This window comes from Rhizobium sp. rho-13.1 (assembly GCF_007000305.1).
Taxonomy (GTDB): domain Bacteria; phylum Pseudomonadota; class Alphaproteobacteria; order Rhizobiales; family Rhizobiaceae; genus Rhizobium; species Rhizobium rhododendri.
Genome location: NZ_SCFL01000002.1, coordinates 150,095 through 165,525 on the forward strand (window position 1 = coordinate 150,095; position 15,431 = coordinate 165,525).

Below are 15,431 nucleotides of genomic sequence, written 5' to 3' on the forward strand. Positions count from 1 at the left end.
GCAGGCAAGAGCCGTTTCCGGCAAGAACCGCAGAAAAAAATCGTCTGAAATCCGGAGATCAATTCTTATCGGTCAGACGTTGCCGCCTCCGATCGGCGTGGCTGCCAGATGACGTCGAGGGTTCGCTCAGGCCAAGGGCTGGCAGAATACGGCTCGTCTACAGAGCCGGCAGCAGGCTCATCAGATTGTCGGTCACGGGCGATCGCTGGCTCTTCAGCATCGCCAGGCCCAGTCGTGCCACGAGAGGCGGGCCGTCGATTTCGCGGTAGACGACGCCGTCGAGCTTGATCTGGGCGATAGAGGCTGGAACGATCGAGACGCCGAGATCGGCCGCCACCAGGTTGACCACCGACGGGATTTGCGGTGCCTCCTGGCTTACCACGAGTTCGAACCCCGCTTCGCGGCAGGCGGCGGCGATGTCGTCGTAAAGGCTGAGGCCCGCGACGCGCGGAAAGAGAATGAACTGTTCCTCGGCAAGCGCCGAGAGCGGCAGGCGCGGGGCGGCGGCCAGTCGATGCCCAGTCGGCAGTGCGATGACCATGCTCTCGACGGCAAGCATCCGGAGACGCACTTCGCGCGGATTTTCGAGGCCGGGCCGGATGAACGCGGCATCGATCTCGCCGCGCATCAGCCGCTCCATCAACCCCTTGCTGTTCATCTCTGTCAGCGACAGGCGCACCTCTGGCCAGCGTTTGCGAAACTGGCGTATTGCGCCACTGACATGGGTATTGAAGGCGGAGGACGCGGTGAAGCCCAGCGACAGGCGCCCGGTTTCCCCTCGGTTTGCGCGCTGAGCCGAGAGCTTTGCCCTCTCAGCCGCATCGATCGCCGCCTGCGCCTCCGGCAGGAAGGCCTCTCCGGCAGCGGTCAATTCTGCACCGTGCGGCACACGGTGAAACAACTGCACGCCGATTTCGGTTTCCAGATCGCGGATCTGCTGGCTGAGCGGTGGCTGGCCGATGCCGAGTTTCCCAGCTGCACGTGTGAAGTTGCCTTCATCCGCCAATGCCAGAAAATAGCGCAGGTGACGCAACTCCATCGCTATCTCCAAAACAGATTGAAAACGTCTCTTTCATATATTGGACACATGAAGGCGGTTTGACTAGATCAGGGACAAGAAAAGGTTGGTGCTCATGTCCCTTGTCACTCCCCTAAAACCTCTCGCTGCCACACGCCCCGCACTGAAGATCGTTGCAACTTCAGAGGCGCCGCAGTTTCTCGTTCGCGGTACGCCCGAATACAAGCGCGCCAGCCTTGCGCTTTTCCTGTCGGGGTTCTCGACCTTCTCGCTGCTCTATTGCGTGCAGCCGCTGATGCCGGTTTTCGCCAACGACTTCGGAGTCACTCCTGCTGCAAGCTCTCTGTCGCTGTCGCTGTCGACAGGCTTTCTCGCCTTCGCCATCTTCATCGCCGCAGCGGTCTCCGAAGGTGTCGGCCGCCGCAGCCTGATGTTTGCCTCGCTGCTCGGTGCAGCGCTCTGCACACTCGGCTGTGCGATCGCGCCCAATTGGCAGACCCTGCTGGTCATCCGTGCCCTGGAAGGTTTTTTGTTGGGCGGTGTTCCGGCCGTCGCCATGGCATACCTGGCGGAAGAGATCGATCCGCGCGGTCTTGGCGCTTCCATGGGCCTCTACATTGCCGGCAATGCGTTTGGCGGCATGGCAGGCCGCGTGATGACGGGCATGATTGCCGAAAATTTCTCCTGGCGCCCGGCACTGGCAACGGTCGGCATGCTGGGCCTTGCTGCTGCGGTCGGATTTCTCCTGCTGTTACCGGCCTCGCGTAATTTTACGCCCCGTAAGGGCTTCAATGCGGCATTCCATGTGAGCGCCTGGCTCGGCCATCTCCGCAACCCGGCGCTTCCCTGCCTGTTTGCCATCGGCTTCCTAATCATGGGATCCTTCGTCACGGTCTACAACTACGCCGGCTTCCGCCTCGTCGCCGCTCCATTCAATCTCAACCAGACGGAGCTTGGCCTGATCTTCACGGCCTACTTGTTCGGGATAGCCGCCTCCTGGGCAGCTGGATTGCTGGGCGACCGCTTCGGGCACTTCCGCGTCATGCCGGTCGGCATCCTGATTGCCGCAATCGGTGGCCTCGTGACGTTGTCGTCATCGCTACCGTTGATCATCGTCGGCATCGTACTGGTCACCATCGGCTTCTTCGGAGCCCATTCGGTGGCAAGTGCCCTGGTCGGACGGCTGGCACGCGACACCAAGGGCCACGCCTCGTCGCTCTACTTGCTATCCTACTACCTCGGCTCGAGCATTGCCGGTTCGCTTGGCGGTTATTTCTGGCTTGCAGACGGCTGGTCGGGCGTCATCAGTTTCAATCTGCTGCTGCTTGTCGCCTGCATGACGGCGGCGCTAGCGGCGGCGAGAGTTGCCCGCCGCTAGTCCGATACATATTGCAGATAGAACATCAAAACGGCCGGCTGGCCCGGGCAATGGCGGCCTTGCGCGCTGTGGAGTTGCGAAGGCCGCTCCACAGATACCAGGCCACTGCCACCAGTATCAGGCTGGCGCCCGCAATCGTCGAATTGCCTGGCCATTCCGAAAAGGCAAGCCATACCCAGAGCGGGCCGAGAACGACGTCCATCAATCCGATCAAACCGGCTTCGCCCGACGGAATATAACGGCCGCCGGTCATGTAAAGCAGGTAGGCGATCCCTGAGGTCGTCGATCCAAACAGGGCGAGGATCGCCAGATCCGACGGGCTCGGTAATGCATGCGACATCAGCGGCAGGCAGAGCAGCACGCAGAGGCCGGAGCCTAGGGCGTTGACCGGTGCCATCCGCAACGAGGGGTGCTTGCGCGCCATGACCAGGAGGATGCTGAAGGTGACCGTCATCAGCAGGGCGAGTGCGTTGCCTGCGAGATCTGTCAGTCGCGCCGCAAAGCCCGCGACCACGAGGACGCCGAGAAAAGCGACGCAACTGGCACTCAGAACGCGCCTCTCCACCCTTTCGCCGATCAGCAGATAGGCAAGCCCTGCTGCGATGAATGGCACCGTGGCGTAGATCGACAGGACATTGGCAACGGTCGTCAATTTCAGCGATGCCATGTAACCGAACATCGACAGCGCCGAAAATAGCCCGAGCAGCGCGTACATTCCATAAGGCGTGGTTGCGGTCGGTGGCGCGGCGCGCCGTCCGAACAAGGAAATGATGAGCAGCGTCAGCCCGCCAAAGACCGAACGCCAGCCCAGCGTTGTCCAGACATCCAGATCGAGCATGCGGACAAATAGCCCGGCGCTGCTCCACATCACCGTCGCGACGGTGACGAGCACGAGTCCATAGGTACGGGGTTTCATTGATTCTCCGCATGTTTGGAGCTTAATGATCTGAAAAATATGTAGAAATATATCGTGTCTGTACCGGCCGCGCGCATGGGTCAACCACCTTGCAGATAGCCTAGCAGATGTCGGCCCGAACGCAGGATATTGCTGGCGACAATCGATTTCGCAATTGGGACCGTTGCGACATGATGGCGTCGCTCATAAACAGGGCGGGAGCCGACGCACCAGGCAGGTCGGCGGCAGGAGCATGTCTTGAGACATCTGTATCTGATCGGGATCGGCACCGGTAATCCGGAGCATATGACCGTTCAGGGCATCAACGCCCTGAACGCCGCAGACGTCGTGTTCATAGCCGAAAAAGGAGACGCCAAGAGCGGGCTCGCCGATGCTCGCCGTGAAATCTGTGCCCGCTACCTGACACGTCCGGAAACTCCCGTGATTGCCTACGATGTGCCCGTGCGCCAGACGAAAGACCGATCCTACGGCGAGGGCGTCGATGCGTGGCATGCCGACATCGCCCTGGTCTATGAGAAAATGCTGTCGGAGGCGACGGCAGAGGATGGCCGTGCCGCGCTTCTCGTCTGGGGAGACCCGGGCCTTTATGACAGTACCATCCGCATCCTGCAGCGCGTGATGGCCCGGGGCAATGTCGCCCTCGACTACAGCGTCGTTCCCGGCATTACGAGCATTCAGGCCTTGACGGCCAGCCACCGTATCCCCCTCAATCTGGTCGGCAAGCCGGTCGAGATCACCACCGGGCGACGACTGGCAGCGCGCTTTCCTGAACTGGAAGGCACAGCGGTCGTCATGCTTGACGGCGAGCAGGCCTTTGCCAGGCTCGACGACCCCGATGCCTATATCTATTGGGGTGCCTATCTCGGGAGCAAGGACGAGATCGTCCTTTCCGGTCGTCTTCACGAAGTGGCGCAGACGATTGTCGAGACCCGCGCTGCCGCCCGTGCCCGGCACGGCTGGATCATGGATATCTACCTGCTCCGCAAGGGGCAGGATTTCGACGACTGAGCAGGCCCGGCCGTGCCTGCCAAATTGTTTGCCTCAAGGACGGGATGATGTAAGGAGACAACAGGAAAGGGTGTGGATATGGCGATAGATGGGCAAACGATGGCCGAACCGGGTCTCGCTGTGCCGCGCGTCGGTCTTGGCCATGACGTGTCGTTGCCGTCCCGCCTCGTCCGCGGTGCCTGCCCCTCGCTGGCCACCCCCATGCAGACCGGCGACGGCCTGCTCGTCCGGCTCCGGCCGTCGACTGCGGGCCTGACTGTCTCCCAGTTTCGCCTTGTCGCCAGCGCCGCCGCAAGACATGGAAACGGCCTGATCGAGGTGACCGCCCGTGGAAACCTGCAATTGCGTGGCCTCGCCTGGGAGACGGTGCCGCGCCTCGAAGCCGACATAGCCGGTGCCGGCATCGTGCCCGTTACCGGCCTGACGATCGAAACGCCACCGCTGTCCGGCCTCGATCCCGATGAAATCGCCGATGCGCGCAGCATGGCCGCACGCCTCGGCGAGGCCCTCGCGAGTCTTCCTGCGCAACTGGTGCTCGCCCCAAAATTGTCGATCATCGTCGATGGCGGCGGCCAATTGGTTCTCGATCATGTCACCGCCGATATCCGCCTCTCGGCAATACCGAGCGCCGATGCAAGGCCGCTATGGCAGGTGGCCGTGGGGGGCACGCGTACCGAGGCTCTCCCCGCGTTGCTCGGTCCCGACGAGCAGGCCCTGTCGGCGGTCCTCGATCTGCTGAAGAGCCTGGATGCACGTGGCCCCCGCGCGCGCGGCCGTGACTTGGCCGAGAGCTATCGTGGCGAAAACGAGACGCTCGCCAATGCCCCTTTGGATATCCAATCTTCAAAGTCCTGTGTCGGCATCCATCCGCTGGGTCCGACGTCGGTCGCACTTGGCCTGCAGCTGGCTTTCGGTCAGATTCACGCCGTCGAGTTGACTGCTTTTCTTGATATCGCCGAGGCGAAGGGCATTGCCGAAATCCGGACGGCACCCGACCACGCGCTTCTGCTCTTGGGCGCGTCGGCCGATATCATGGCCGAGATACAAGCACAGGCTGCGGACTTCGGTTTCTGGACCGACGCCAGTACTCCGGCCAGCGCCGTTGCCACCTGCGCCGGCGCCGGCGGGTGTGCTTCAGGCACATACCGTACCAAACATCTGGCGGCCAAGGTGGTCGGCTGGGTCCCCGAATTGCTGGATGGCTCTGTCGTGCTTCACCTTTCAGGCTGTCCAAAAGGCTGCGCCCACCCCGCCGCGAGTGCCCTTGCGGTCGTCGGCATGCCTTCCGGTTTTGGCATCGGCGTCAATGAGAAAGCCTCGGGCCCCCCAGCCGTTTCCGTTGACGAATACGGACTGCAAACCGCCCTGGAGAGTCTGGCACGAATGGTCGCAGCTACGAAAGCGGCTGGCGAATCGGTCGGGGACTGCCTTACACGGCTTGGCAGCGACGCGACCGTCGCCGCGTTGAGACAGGAATAGGCATGGTTGACTACGATTATATCCATCAGGGCGACGCGATCTACGAAAAGTCCTTCGCGATTATCCGCAGCGAGGCAGACCTGTCGCGCTTTTCGGATGACGAAGCCGATGTCGCCGTTCGGATGATCCATGCCTGTGGCCTCGTCGAAGCGGCCGCTCATTTCCAGTTTTCTCCCGATTTCGTCACCTCGGCCCGTGCGGCGCTTGCTGCCGGCGCGCCGATCTTCTGCGACGCCGAGATGGTGGCGCAGGGCGTCACCCGCGCCCGGCTGCCCGCCAAGAACGATGTCATCTGCACGCTTCGCGATCCGCGCACGCCTGGCCTCGCGAAGGATAGCGGCAACACCCGTTCGGCTGCTGCCATGCATCTCTGGGGTGAACGCCTGGGCGGCTCCGTTGTGGCCATTGGCAACGCGCCGACGGCTCTTTTCCATTTGCTCGAAATGCTGCGCGACGGCGCCCCGAGACCGGCGGCGATTATCGGCATGCCGGTCGGCTTTGTCGGCGCTGCGGAATCGAAGGATGCTTTGGCGGAATATTCCTATGGCGTTCCCTATGGCATCGTCCGTGGTCGGCTTGGCGGCAGCGCCATGACTGCGGCAGCCGTCAACGCCCTGGCGCGAGGCGGCCTATGACCCTTGTTTCGACCGGTCGCCTGATCGGCGTCGGCACCGGTCCCGGCGATCCCGACCTTCTGACCGTCAAGGCCGTAAAGGCTCTTGAGCGGGCAGATGTCGTCGCCTATTTTGCCAAGGCCGGTCGCCATGGCAATGGACGCACGGTTGTCGATAACCTGCTGCGGGCGGACGTCACGATGCTGCCGCTTTACTATCCCGTCACCACCGAGATCGACCGACATCACGAGGATTACAAGCGGCAGATTACCGCATTCTACGATCTGTCGGCCGAGGCGGTCGCCGCACATCTCGACGCCGGACGCACCGTTGCCGTCCTCAGCGAAGGCGATCCGATGTTCTACGGCTCCTACATGCACCTGCATGTCAGGCTCGCGCACCTTTACCCGACCGAAGTCATCCCCGGCATCACGGCGATGTCCGGCTGCTGGTCGCTGGCCGGCATGCCCATCGTCCAAGGCGACGATGTGATGTCGGTGCTGCCTGGCACCATGGAGGAGGCAGAGCTGGCTCGCCGTCTGGTGGATACCGAGGCCGCGGTTATCATGAAGGTCGGCCGCAACCTGCCCAAGATCCGCCGTGCGCTTGCCGCCTCCGGTCGGCTTCACCATGCCGTCTATGTCGAGCGCGGTACGATGAGAAATCAGTCGGTGACGCAGATGATCGAGCGCGACGACAGCGAGGCGCCGTATTTTTCGCTGATCCTGGTGCCCGGCTGGGAACGCGGTTCATGACCGGCCGCCTCTATGTAATCGGCACGGGGCCGGGCAACCCGGGGCAGATGACGCCGGAGGCCATGGCAGCCGTCGAGGCCTCGACCGAGTTCTTCGGCTACGGCCCTTATCTTGACCGGCTCTCGCTGCGGCCGGACCAGTTGCGGATCGCCTCCGACAACCGCGAGGAAATCGATCGCGCCAGGGTATCGCTGGAGCGGGCTGCGGCAGGTTCGACAGTCTGTGTCGTCTCCGGCGGCGATCCCGGCGTATTCGCCATGGCCGCCGCCGTCTGCGAGGCGATCGACAATGGGCCGGAACACTGGCGCAATATCGACCTTGTGATCGTTCCAGGCATCACTGCGATGCTGGCGGTGGCGGCGCGTCTTGGAGCGCCCCTCGGGCATGATTTCTGTGCTATGTCGCTGTCCGACAACCTCAAGCCATGGGATCTGATCGAGCGGCGGCTTACGCTTGCAGCGCAGGCCGGTTTCGTCATCGCGCTCTACAATCCGATCAGCAAGGCACGTCCCTGGCAGCTGGGTCGCGCTTTCGAGATTTTGCGCCTGGCCCTGCCGCTGACGATACCCGTGATTTTCGGCCGTGCGGCTGGACGCCCTGACGAAAGGCTGTCCGTTGTCCCGCTGTCGGATGCCGATGCGTCGGTCGCAGACATGGCGACTTGCGTCATCATCGGATCGCCGGAAACGAAGATCGTTAGGCGGCCGGTCCTGCCTGACCTGGTTTACACGCCGCGTTTTGCTTCCACGGAGACAAAATGATCGATCCGGGCGAGCGCAGCCTCGAGCGAAAAGACCGATGCCACGTTGGTGGCCGCGCTGCGGGCAATCATCAGCACGGGAATGCCGAGCAGCCTTGCCGCCTCGATCTTGGCATAGGTGGCGCTTCCACCGCTGTTCTTGGCAATGACGCAATCGATCAGGTGCAGCTTCATGAGGCGCAGTTCGGCGTGAAGGTCAAACGGCCCGCGTTCCAGGATGCTGACGACATCCGGTGCGAGCAGAGGCGGATCGACGGGATCGACGCTGCGCACAAGATAGAAGTGCTGCGGGAAGAGATCAGCCCTATGCGCCTCCTGCCGGCCGACGGCCAGAAATACGCGGCGTGGTATGGGTCCGAGCGCGGAAAGGGCGGCCGTCACATCCGCTACCTCGTGCCAATGGTCGCCGGCAACCCGCTGCCAGGCCTCGCGGCTGAGGGCAAAGATCGGAGTGCCCGTTATCGTCGCGGCGGTAGCGGCGTTTGCGGATATCTGCGTGGCAAAGGGGTGGGTAGCATCGACCACGAGATCGATGGCCTCAGCCTTCAGAAACGCACACAGACCTTCGCTGCCGCCAAACCCGCCGGTGCGAACCGGAGCATTCTGGGGGAGGGGATCCTTCGTCCGTCCGGCCAGCGACAGCAGCACGTCGATGCCATCGCGTTTCGCCAGCGTCTCCGCCAGCAGCCGCGCCTCCGTCGTGCCACCCAGAATAAGGATGCGAGTCCTGCCCATGTCTGAGACGCTTTCTTCGTTGCCAACGCAATGGCTCACCCTTATCGGCCTCGGCGAGGACGGTCCAGCCGGCTTGACCGAGGAAACAAGGCAACGGATCGCCTCTGCACCGATCGTCTACGGTGGGGCCCGCCACCTGGAACTGGTGGCGCCACTGATCGGCGGCGAAACCCACAGCTGGCTCAGCCCGTTCGAGCGCTCGATAGATCACCTGCTTGCCCGGCGTGGAATGCCTACCGTCGTCCTAGCATCGGGCGACCCCTTCTGGTTCGGGATCGGCGCCACCCTCTCGCGCTTCATTCCGCCCGAAGAAATGTACGTCATCCCGGCGCCGTCGGCTTTCAGCCTGGCAGCAGCAAGGCTGGGCTGGCCGATGCAATCGGCGACGCTCCTGTCGCTGCATGGCCGTCCCATCGATCTTCTCCGGCCCCATCTCCATCCCGGCCGAAAGATCATCGCGCTGACCTCTGATGCCACCAGTCCGGAAGCGATAGCCGCACTTCTGACAAGGCTCGGCTTCGGTCGTTCGACGCTGACGCTGATGGAGGCGATGGGCGGAGCACGCGAGCGGGTAACCCTGCACAAGGCAGCAAGCTTTTCACTCGAGGATATCGACGCCTTGAATGTGATGGCAGTCGAGGTCGTCGCCGACCGGGATGCACGGCTATTGCCGCTGGCGCAAGGCCTGGACGACGCCCTGTTCAGCCATGATGGCCAGATCACCAAGCGGGAGATCCGGGCGATGACGTTGTCGGCGCTGGCCCCCCGTCACGGCGATCTGCTCTGGGATATAGGCGCCGGCTCTGGCTCGGTCTCCATCGAATGGTTGCTGGCCGATCCGAGCCTGCGGGCAATCGCCATCGAGGCGGTGCGGGACCGTGCCGCGCGCATCCGCCGGAATGCCGACGATTTCGGCGTGCCTATGCTGCAGCTGGTCGAAGGCACGGCGCCTGAAGCATTGACCGGGTTGGCCCAGCCAGATGCGATCTTCATCGGCGGCGGCGGCAGTGAGCCCGGGGTGATGGAGGCTGCAAAGGCAGCCTTGAAACCGGGAGGCCGGCTCGTTGCCAATGGCGTAACCACCGAGATGGAAGCCGTGCTGCTTGCCGAATATGCCCGCCACGGCGGATCGCTGACAAGGATCGACATCGCCCGTGTCACACCCATCGGCACGATGCACGGATGGCGCACGGCGATGCCGGTGATGCAATGGTGCTGGACCAAGCCTGAAACCACAGAGATCGCCCAATGACAGTCCATTTTATCGGCGCCGGACCTGGCGCCGCCGACCTCATCACCGTGCGCGGCCGCGACCTCATCGCAAAGTGCCCGGTCTGCCTCTATGCCGGCTCGCTGGTGTCGAAGGACCTGCTTGCATACTGCCCGCCGGACGCGCGCATTATCGATACGGCGCCGCTATCGCTCGATGAAATCGAGACGGAATTCCGGCGCGCCAATGAGGCAGGCGAGGATGTTGCGCGCCTGCATTCCGGCGATCTGTCGGTCTGGAGCGCGGTCGCCGAGCAGATCCGCCGGCTGAACGCATGCGGTATCGGCTACACGATGACCCCCGGCGTTCCGGCATTTGCTGCGGCTGCCTCGGCGCTCGGTCGCGAGCTTACCATACCGGCCGTGGCGCAGAGCCTCGTGCTGACCCGCGTCTCCGGCCGTGCCTCGCCGATGCCATCGGGCGAGACATTGCAGGCTTTTGCCGTGACGGGGTCGACGCTTGCCATTCATCTGGCCATCCATGCCTTGCCTCAGGTGGTCGAGGAACTGATGCAGCACTACGGCGCCGATTGCCCCGTCGCGATCGTCGTCAAGGCGTCCTGGCCCGACGAGCGCATCCTGCGCGGCCGGCTGGATAATATCGAAGCAAAAGTTGCGGCCGAGCCAATAGAGCGCACCGCGCTGATTTTTGTCGGGCGGTCGCTTGCATCCGACGACTTTCGCGAAAGCGCGCTCTACGACCCTGCCTACCAGAGACGGTTTCGCGACCGGGAATAGCGCAGTCCCCTGTGTCTCGACTGGCGCAAATAACTATGATCCAGAACGGATCTCGCTTAAACTCCAGCCTTGAAATCGGTTCTGTAGCGGCCGATTTCCCGCCACTGCTATTTCCAATGTTTGCCGCGAGTAATCATGAACGTCACCAAGAGCGGCTATATCTTCACGATCGTCGCTATCACGCTTTTTTCCATCCAGGACGGCATATCGAAGCATCTGGCCGGCGCCTATCCTCCTTTTCTGGTGGCAATGATCCGCTACTGGACATTCGCCCTGTTTGCCATCGCCCTTGCCGCCCGTTCACGCGGCGGTCTCGCGGTGACGGTGCGCACCAGGCGCCCGTGGCTGCAGATCCTCCGCGGCCTGCTTCTTGCGGCGCAGATCGTCATCGTCATACAGTCCTTTGCGATGGTGGGGCTCGCCCGTTCCCAGGCGATTTTCTCTTCCGGCCCGTTGATCGTTGCGCTGCTATCGGTGCCGATCCTCGGAGAAAAAGTCGGCTGGAGGCGCTGGACGGCGATTTTCGTCGGTTTTCTCGGTGTGTTGCTGATCCTCAAGCCGGAAAGCGGATTTTTCGACGTCCGGTTTCTGGTTCCGTTGTCCTCCGCCCTGCTGTTCTCGTTCTACGTCATCGTCACCCGCCTGGTCAGCCGGCAGGACGCGTCGATGACCAGTTTCTTCTACACCGGCGTGGTTGGCGCCATCGCCATGAGTTGTATCGGGCCGTTCTTCTGGATGCCGCTGACGCCCCATGACTGGATCTGGATGGGGCTGCTCTGCCTGACGGGCATGTCGAGCCATTACTGCCTGATCCGCGCATATGACCTGCTGGATGCCGTCGTCATCCAACCGCTGACCTATCTGCAGCTGGTCTACGCCGCCATCATCGGGGTCGTCGTGTTCGGGGAGGTCTTGACGGCAAACATGGTGGTTGGCGCAGCAATCGTGGTCGCAGCCGGGATGTTTACCGTGTGGCGGGAAAATGTCCTCGCCAAACGAAGGGCCGGGCACTGAGGCCCGGCCGCGCAAGGATCAATTGTCGTGGTAGTATGACGTGTAGCGCGAGTAGTAATATTCACTCGAGCCGTGGGCACGATACAGCTTCATCTTCTCCGTATCGACCTTGTTGAGGATGACGCCTGCGCACTTGCTGGCGATTGCCGGTTCCGAGGTAAACATGCTGCGGACAACCTTGCGCGATGTCTTGCCCCACTCGACGACGAACAGGAAGGCGTCGATGTTGGGGCTGATTGCCCGCGCATCGACGACGGGTCCGAGCGGTGGAAGGTCGATAACGATATAGTCGAAGTTCGCCCTCGCCATGTCGAGCAGCGCATTCATCGCCGGTGACGACAGCAGTTCGGACGAGTGTGGCACGCGCCGCTTGACGATGGCGGGCAGGAAGGCGAGCTTGGTCTTCTGGTCGATAAGCAGCAGATCCTGGATGGGTCTGCGTTCCAAAAGTGCTTCCAGCAGGCCGGCCTCGGCATGCCGGCCGATGCTCCGGGTGGCACCAGGATTGCGCAAGTCGGCGTCGATCAGCAGTGTTCGCGCACCTTGCATCGCAAGCAACTGCGCAAAGTTCATCGAGATCGTCGATTTCCCTTCGCCCGGAAGGCTGGACACGATGCCGACGACTTTGGCCATTCGCTCGCCGCTTTCGACATCGATTGCGATCTTGGCGCTGCGCATCGTCTCCGCGAAGGCTGAAAGCGGATGCTCGGCAACATAGTTCGAAACGCCGTTCACCTGCCTGATACTGCGCGGATGATCCTGCACGATCTCGGCGGCAGTCACCGGTTTGACGATCGGCGCGATGCCGAGATACTCCTGATGCAGGCTGTCGCGCACCTGGTCGCCGGTGCGGAAGAAGCGGTCACGGAATTCCCTGAACACCCCGATGCCGCCACCGACGATGCCGCCAAGGATGATCGACAGTGCAAGCACGATGATCTTCTTAGGCTTGCTCGCGCCGATAGGGAAAGTCGCCTTGGTGATCACGCGGGCTTCGGTGATCGGAAACGACTCCTGCTGCGAAGCCTGCTGGTAGCGGGTGAGGAAGCTCTGGTAGAGATCGCGGTAGGTATCGCGCGTCCGCTCCAGTTCGCGCAATTGCACCTGCGCATCGCTGGCCGTCGCCGAAACCGTCGTCGCCGAGGCAACGCTGTCGGCCAACGACTTCTCGCGCGCCTTGGCGACATCGAGGTCGTTGCGATAGCTCTGGGCAATACGACCGAGCTCCTCGAACATCAGGCGCTGGTATTCCTGCATTTCACCACGCAGACGCACCGCCTGCTCGTGATCAGGCCCAAGCCGGCGGGCAATGTCCGCCTGCATCTTCGAGGCGTCGAGGTACTTCTTGCGCAAGTCGTTGATCGTCGTGCTTCCCAGCACATCGGAGACGACAGCATCCATGTTCTTGGACTGGATGATGGATTCGACGCGGTCATATTTTGCCTGCGCGGCTGCCGTGTCGCCTTGCGCAGTCGTCAGCGCAGTATTCAGCTGTGACAGCTGCTGGTCGCTGACAAGCTGGCCACTGGTCTCCACCAGTCCGTTGTCGGCCCGGAATTTCTGGACGGCCAGGTCGGATGCGAGCGACTTCTTGCGCAGTTCCTCGATGCGGTCCTGAAGCCAGTCGCTGGCACGCCGGGTCGCGTCGTATTTCGAATTCAGCTTGTCGACGAGGTAGGCGTCGGCGATGCCGTCCGCGATCTGCTGGGCGAGCTTGGGCGAGGGCGATGTGTAGCTGATCGAGAGCACGAAGGAGCGGTTGACGCGCTCGACAAGCATGTTCCGCTCGATCTGGGCTGCAGCATTCTCCAGTTTGACTTCGGCTTCATCGACAGGAACTGGGGGTGTTCCAAGCCCAAGCCAGGATTTGATCTTGATCGACCCGATGAGCTTGCTGATCCAGGAGGGGCCCTTGCCGACGAAATCGGGATTGTTCAAGAGGTCGAGCTTCTGGATAACGGCAACCGCAATCGTGTCCGATCGAAGCACTTCGACCTGGGTGAGGATGTTGCCTTCTTCGTCCACGGACCCCGGTGGCACGGTCGTGTCCGTCATCTGGTTGACGATGGTGGACGTGCCATGGTCGATCAGTACGCTGGTGTTTGCCGTATACTGCGGCGTGGCCAGCAGCAGGTAGACGATACCCAGCACGATAAAGGCGCCGATGGCAGCGGCAACGACCTTCCATTGCCGCCGGGCGGCAGCAAGGATGCGGTCGAGATCGATGATCTCGGAAATCTCGTCGTGGTCGAAGCCGGCCCAGCTGTCGGTGTTGGACTTTTTGGGTGATAGCAAAGAGCGATCTCCTACTCTCGGTGGCTGAGCGTTTCATCCTCCGGCCACGCCGGAGGAGCACATAAAAGAGGCAAAAGCCCTGGGTCTGGCCGGTCTTGCCGAGCCGCGTTTCAGGCGGCCCGGCAAATTTGTCGGTCTATAGTTCGCGTATCGATTTGCGCGTCGTAACGGCATCGCTCGTCGTCCCCGCCGCCGTCGATGTGACGGAGTTGGCGATGTCGAGGAACTTCAACAGTTCGACGGAGTCGGAGTTGGAGATGTAGATGACATCCTTGTCCTCCATCGCGAACTTCTGAGCAGCAAAGAAGCCGGCTGGATCACGCAAGTTGGCACGGAAAACGACAGGCACCAGTTCGTCGCGGAAGTGCGTGGTGTCGACTCCCATTTGACGCAGCAACGTCTTGTCGACCAGGCGGTACAGCAGCACCTGCGCCGGATTTGCCTGCGTATCGAGCGCGCCTCCGGCCTTGCCCAGACCATCCGCCAGGGTCAGGTTTTCATCGTCGAAGGTGTAGCGTCCGTTGGCGCCGGTCGCACCGAAGGCGACGTAGCTACGCGGATGGTGATCGGCAATGACGGTGTCCATTGGCGACACGAAGATGTTTTCGGACGGGTTCTTCAGCAGTGTCTCGTAAGGAACGGTGACGGTCTTGCCCCGGCGCTGCAGGGTGATGTTTGTTTCCATCGCCGCAGTCGACAGGCCACCGGCCTGAGAAATGGCATCAAGCACGCGTTCACCGGCCGGGCTGAGTTCTACCTTTGCCGGTGCGTTTACGTCGCCGAGAACGGAGACCTGGCTTGAGTTGCTGGTAACCGTCGTGATCACCACCTGAGGCTCGATTGCCCGGCTGGAGAGCTTCTTGACGATATCCGCCTCGACCTGCTCCTTGCGCTTGCCGGCAGCGACGATGCGTCCGGCATAGGGAACGCTGATCGTTCCGCCACGGTCGATCGTCTGACTTGGAATGGTCACGAAATTGCCGGCGCGGCTGCCGGCATCTGCGGGAATGAACAGGCCCCCTGCCTGGGATTCAAAGATCGTCACCTGCACCACGTCGCCATAGCCAAGCGGGATGTCAGGAGCAGAGGAACGCGAAGTGCCGAAGGTTGCCTTCAGCGATGAACTTGCTTTCCCGTCGAAGTATTTCAATGTGTTCTGGTTGAGGTCGACCAGTGCGTAGTCGATGCCGACCTTGCGGTCTTTCGACGAAACCTTGACGAGTGCCTGGGTGTCGATCAGGCCGGCATCTGGTCCTGAGCGAGGGAGCGACGTGCAGCTGGATAGCATGACCATCAGCGCAACAACGGAGCCTCGACGTATACGGATAGTGGTCTTCATGCCCAATCCCATCTTCATCCCCCCGTAAGCAGCCCCCTGGGCAGATCGATAGCAGGCTTTATTTATAAATTCGATGAGCAACCGGCCGCGCCACTTCAGCTTTTTGCCAGTGG

At 62.1% G+C, this 15,431-nt stretch carries 14 protein-coding genes; 9 read left to right on the top strand and 5 right to left on the bottom strand.

The features are described from left to right. Positions 1-157 precede the first annotated feature (157 nt). Complete coding sequence (locus EQW76_RS07220) at positions 158-1,039, bottom strand: LysR family transcriptional regulator (RefSeq protein ID WP_142823752.1); 882 nt, start codon at positions 1,037-1,039, stop codon at positions 158-160. Positions 1,040-1,133: 94 nt separating this feature from the next. Here EQW76_RS07220 and EQW76_RS07225 point away from each other — a divergent pair, with 94 nt between their 5' ends. Continuing rightward, positions 1,134-2,396, top strand: coding sequence for an MFS transporter (locus EQW76_RS07225; protein ID WP_142823753.1), 1,263 nt, complete (start codon positions 1,134-1,136; stop codon positions 2,394-2,396). A 25-nt stretch (positions 2,397-2,421) separates the two neighbouring features. On the opposite strand, the gene EQW76_RS07230 is transcribed toward EQW76_RS07225, so the two are convergent. Continuing rightward, positions 2,422-3,312, bottom strand: a complete 891-nt coding sequence (locus tag EQW76_RS07230; RefSeq protein ID WP_142823754.1) for a DMT family transporter — start codon at positions 3,310-3,312, stop codon at positions 2,422-2,424. Positions 3,313-3,549: 237 nt separating this feature from the next. On the opposite strand from EQW76_RS07230, the gene cobF reads away from it, so the two are divergent. From cobF to EQW76_RS07255, 5 genes are all read left to right on the top strand, one after another. Then, on the top strand, positions 3,550-4,320 hold the full coding sequence (gene cobF / locus EQW76_RS07235; RefSeq protein WP_142823755.1) for a precorrin-6A synthase (deacetylating): 771 nt from the start codon (positions 3,550-3,552) through the stop codon (positions 4,318-4,320). 78 nt (positions 4,321-4,398) lie between these two features. Then, positions 4,399-5,799, top strand: a complete 1,401-nt coding sequence (gene cobG, locus EQW76_RS07240; protein WP_224129201.1) for a precorrin-3B synthase — start codon at positions 4,399-4,401, stop codon at positions 5,797-5,799. A 2-nt stretch (positions 5,800-5,801) separates the two neighbouring features. Continuing rightward, positions 5,802-6,434 carry a precorrin-8X methylmutase gene (locus EQW76_RS07245; RefSeq protein WP_142823756.1) on the top strand — a complete coding sequence of 211 codons (633 nt, stop codon included), beginning with the start codon at positions 5,802-5,804 and terminating at the stop codon, positions 6,432-6,434. Further along, a complete protein-coding gene (locus EQW76_RS07250) occupies positions 6,431-7,168 on the top strand; it encodes a precorrin-2 C(20)-methyltransferase (protein ID WP_142823757.1) in 738 nt (245 codons plus the stop codon). Before EQW76_RS07245 ends, EQW76_RS07250 begins: the two co-directional genes overlap by 4 nt. Next, a complete protein-coding gene (locus tag EQW76_RS07255; protein WP_142823758.1) occupies positions 7,165-7,929 on the top strand; it encodes a precorrin-3B C(17)-methyltransferase in 765 nt (254 codons plus the stop codon). The genes EQW76_RS07250 and EQW76_RS07255 overlap by 4 nt, the downstream gene beginning before the upstream one ends. Here the strand turns inward: EQW76_RS07255 and EQW76_RS07260 are convergent. Next, positions 7,893-8,663 carry a cobalt-precorrin-6A reductase gene (locus EQW76_RS07260; protein WP_142823759.1) on the bottom strand — a complete coding sequence of 257 codons (771 nt, stop codon included), beginning with the start codon at positions 8,661-8,663 and terminating at the stop codon, positions 7,893-7,895. The two genes, EQW76_RS07255 and EQW76_RS07260, sit on opposite strands and share 37 nt — an antisense overlap. Between EQW76_RS07260 and cbiE the strand changes: the two genes are divergently transcribed. From cbiE to EQW76_RS07275, 3 genes are all read left to right on the top strand, one after another. Continuing rightward, complete coding sequence (gene cbiE / locus EQW76_RS07265; protein WP_161990924.1) at positions 8,662-9,915, top strand: precorrin-6y C5,15-methyltransferase (decarboxylating) subunit CbiE; 1,254 nt, start codon at positions 8,662-8,664, stop codon at positions 9,913-9,915. The genes EQW76_RS07260 and cbiE overlap by 2 nt on opposite strands. Continuing rightward, positions 9,912-10,670, top strand: a complete 759-nt coding sequence (gene cobM / locus EQW76_RS07270; protein WP_142823761.1) for a precorrin-4 C(11)-methyltransferase — start codon at positions 9,912-9,914, stop codon at positions 10,668-10,670. Before cbiE ends, cobM begins: the two co-directional genes overlap by 4 nt. 135 nt (positions 10,671-10,805) lie before the next feature. Further along, the gene (locus tag EQW76_RS07275; RefSeq protein WP_142823762.1) at positions 10,806-11,684 is read left to right on the top strand and encodes a DMT family transporter; all 879 of its coding nucleotides are present in this window, start codon (positions 10,806-10,808) and stop codon (positions 11,682-11,684) included. An 18-nt stretch (positions 11,685-11,702) separates the two neighbouring features. Here the strand turns inward: EQW76_RS07275 and EQW76_RS07280 are convergent, their stop codons facing one another. Continuing rightward, positions 11,703-13,979: a polysaccharide biosynthesis tyrosine autokinase gene (locus EQW76_RS07280; RefSeq protein WP_142823763.1), complete on the bottom strand. Its 2,277-nt coding sequence runs from the start codon at positions 13,977-13,979 to the stop codon at positions 11,703-11,705. Positions 13,980-14,115: 136 nt separating this feature from the next. After that, entirely contained in the window at positions 14,116-15,318 is a 1,203-nt protein-coding gene (locus tag EQW76_RS07285) for a polysaccharide biosynthesis/export family protein (RefSeq protein ID WP_142823764.1), read from the bottom strand. Positions 15,319-15,431 lie beyond the last annotated feature (113 nt).

Bases quoted from the DNA above. Each gene is read 5' to 3' on its own strand.
- EQW76_RS07220 (WP_142823752.1), bottom strand. From the start codon at position 1,039: ATGGAGTTGCGTCACCTGCGCTATTTTCTGGCATTGGCGGATGAAGGC.
- EQW76_RS07225 (WP_142823753.1), top strand. From the start codon at position 1,134: ATGTCCCTTGTCACTCCCCTAAAACCTCTCGCTGCCACACGCCCCGCA.
- EQW76_RS07230 (WP_142823754.1), bottom strand. From the start codon at position 3,312: ATGAAACCCCGTACCTATGGACTCGTGCTCGTCACCGTCGCGACGGTG.
- cobG (WP_224129201.1), top strand. From the start codon at position 4,399: ATGGCGATAGATGGGCAAACGATGGCCGAACCGGGTCTCGCTGTGCCG.
- EQW76_RS07245 (WP_142823756.1), top strand. From the start codon at position 5,802: ATGGTTGACTACGATTATATCCATCAGGGCGACGCGATCTACGAAAAG.
- EQW76_RS07250 (WP_142823757.1), top strand. From the start codon at position 6,431: ATGACCCTTGTTTCGACCGGTCGCCTGATCGGCGTCGGCACCGGTCCC.
- EQW76_RS07255 (WP_142823758.1), top strand. From the start codon at position 7,165: ATGACCGGCCGCCTCTATGTAATCGGCACGGGGCCGGGCAACCCGGGG.
- cbiE (WP_161990924.1), top strand. From the start codon at position 8,662: ATGTCTGAGACGCTTTCTTCGTTGCCAACGCAATGGCTCACCCTTATC.
- EQW76_RS07260 (WP_142823759.1), bottom strand. From the start codon at position 8,663: ATGGGCAGGACTCGCATCCTTATTCTGGGTGGCACGACGGAGGCGCGG.
- cobM (WP_142823761.1), top strand. From the start codon at position 9,912: ATGACAGTCCATTTTATCGGCGCCGGACCTGGCGCCGCCGACCTCATC.
- EQW76_RS07275 (WP_142823762.1), top strand. From the start codon at position 10,806: ATGAACGTCACCAAGAGCGGCTATATCTTCACGATCGTCGCTATCACG.
- EQW76_RS07285 (WP_142823764.1), bottom strand. From the start codon at position 15,318: ATGAAGACCACTATCCGTATACGTCGAGGCTCCGTTGTTGCGCTGATG.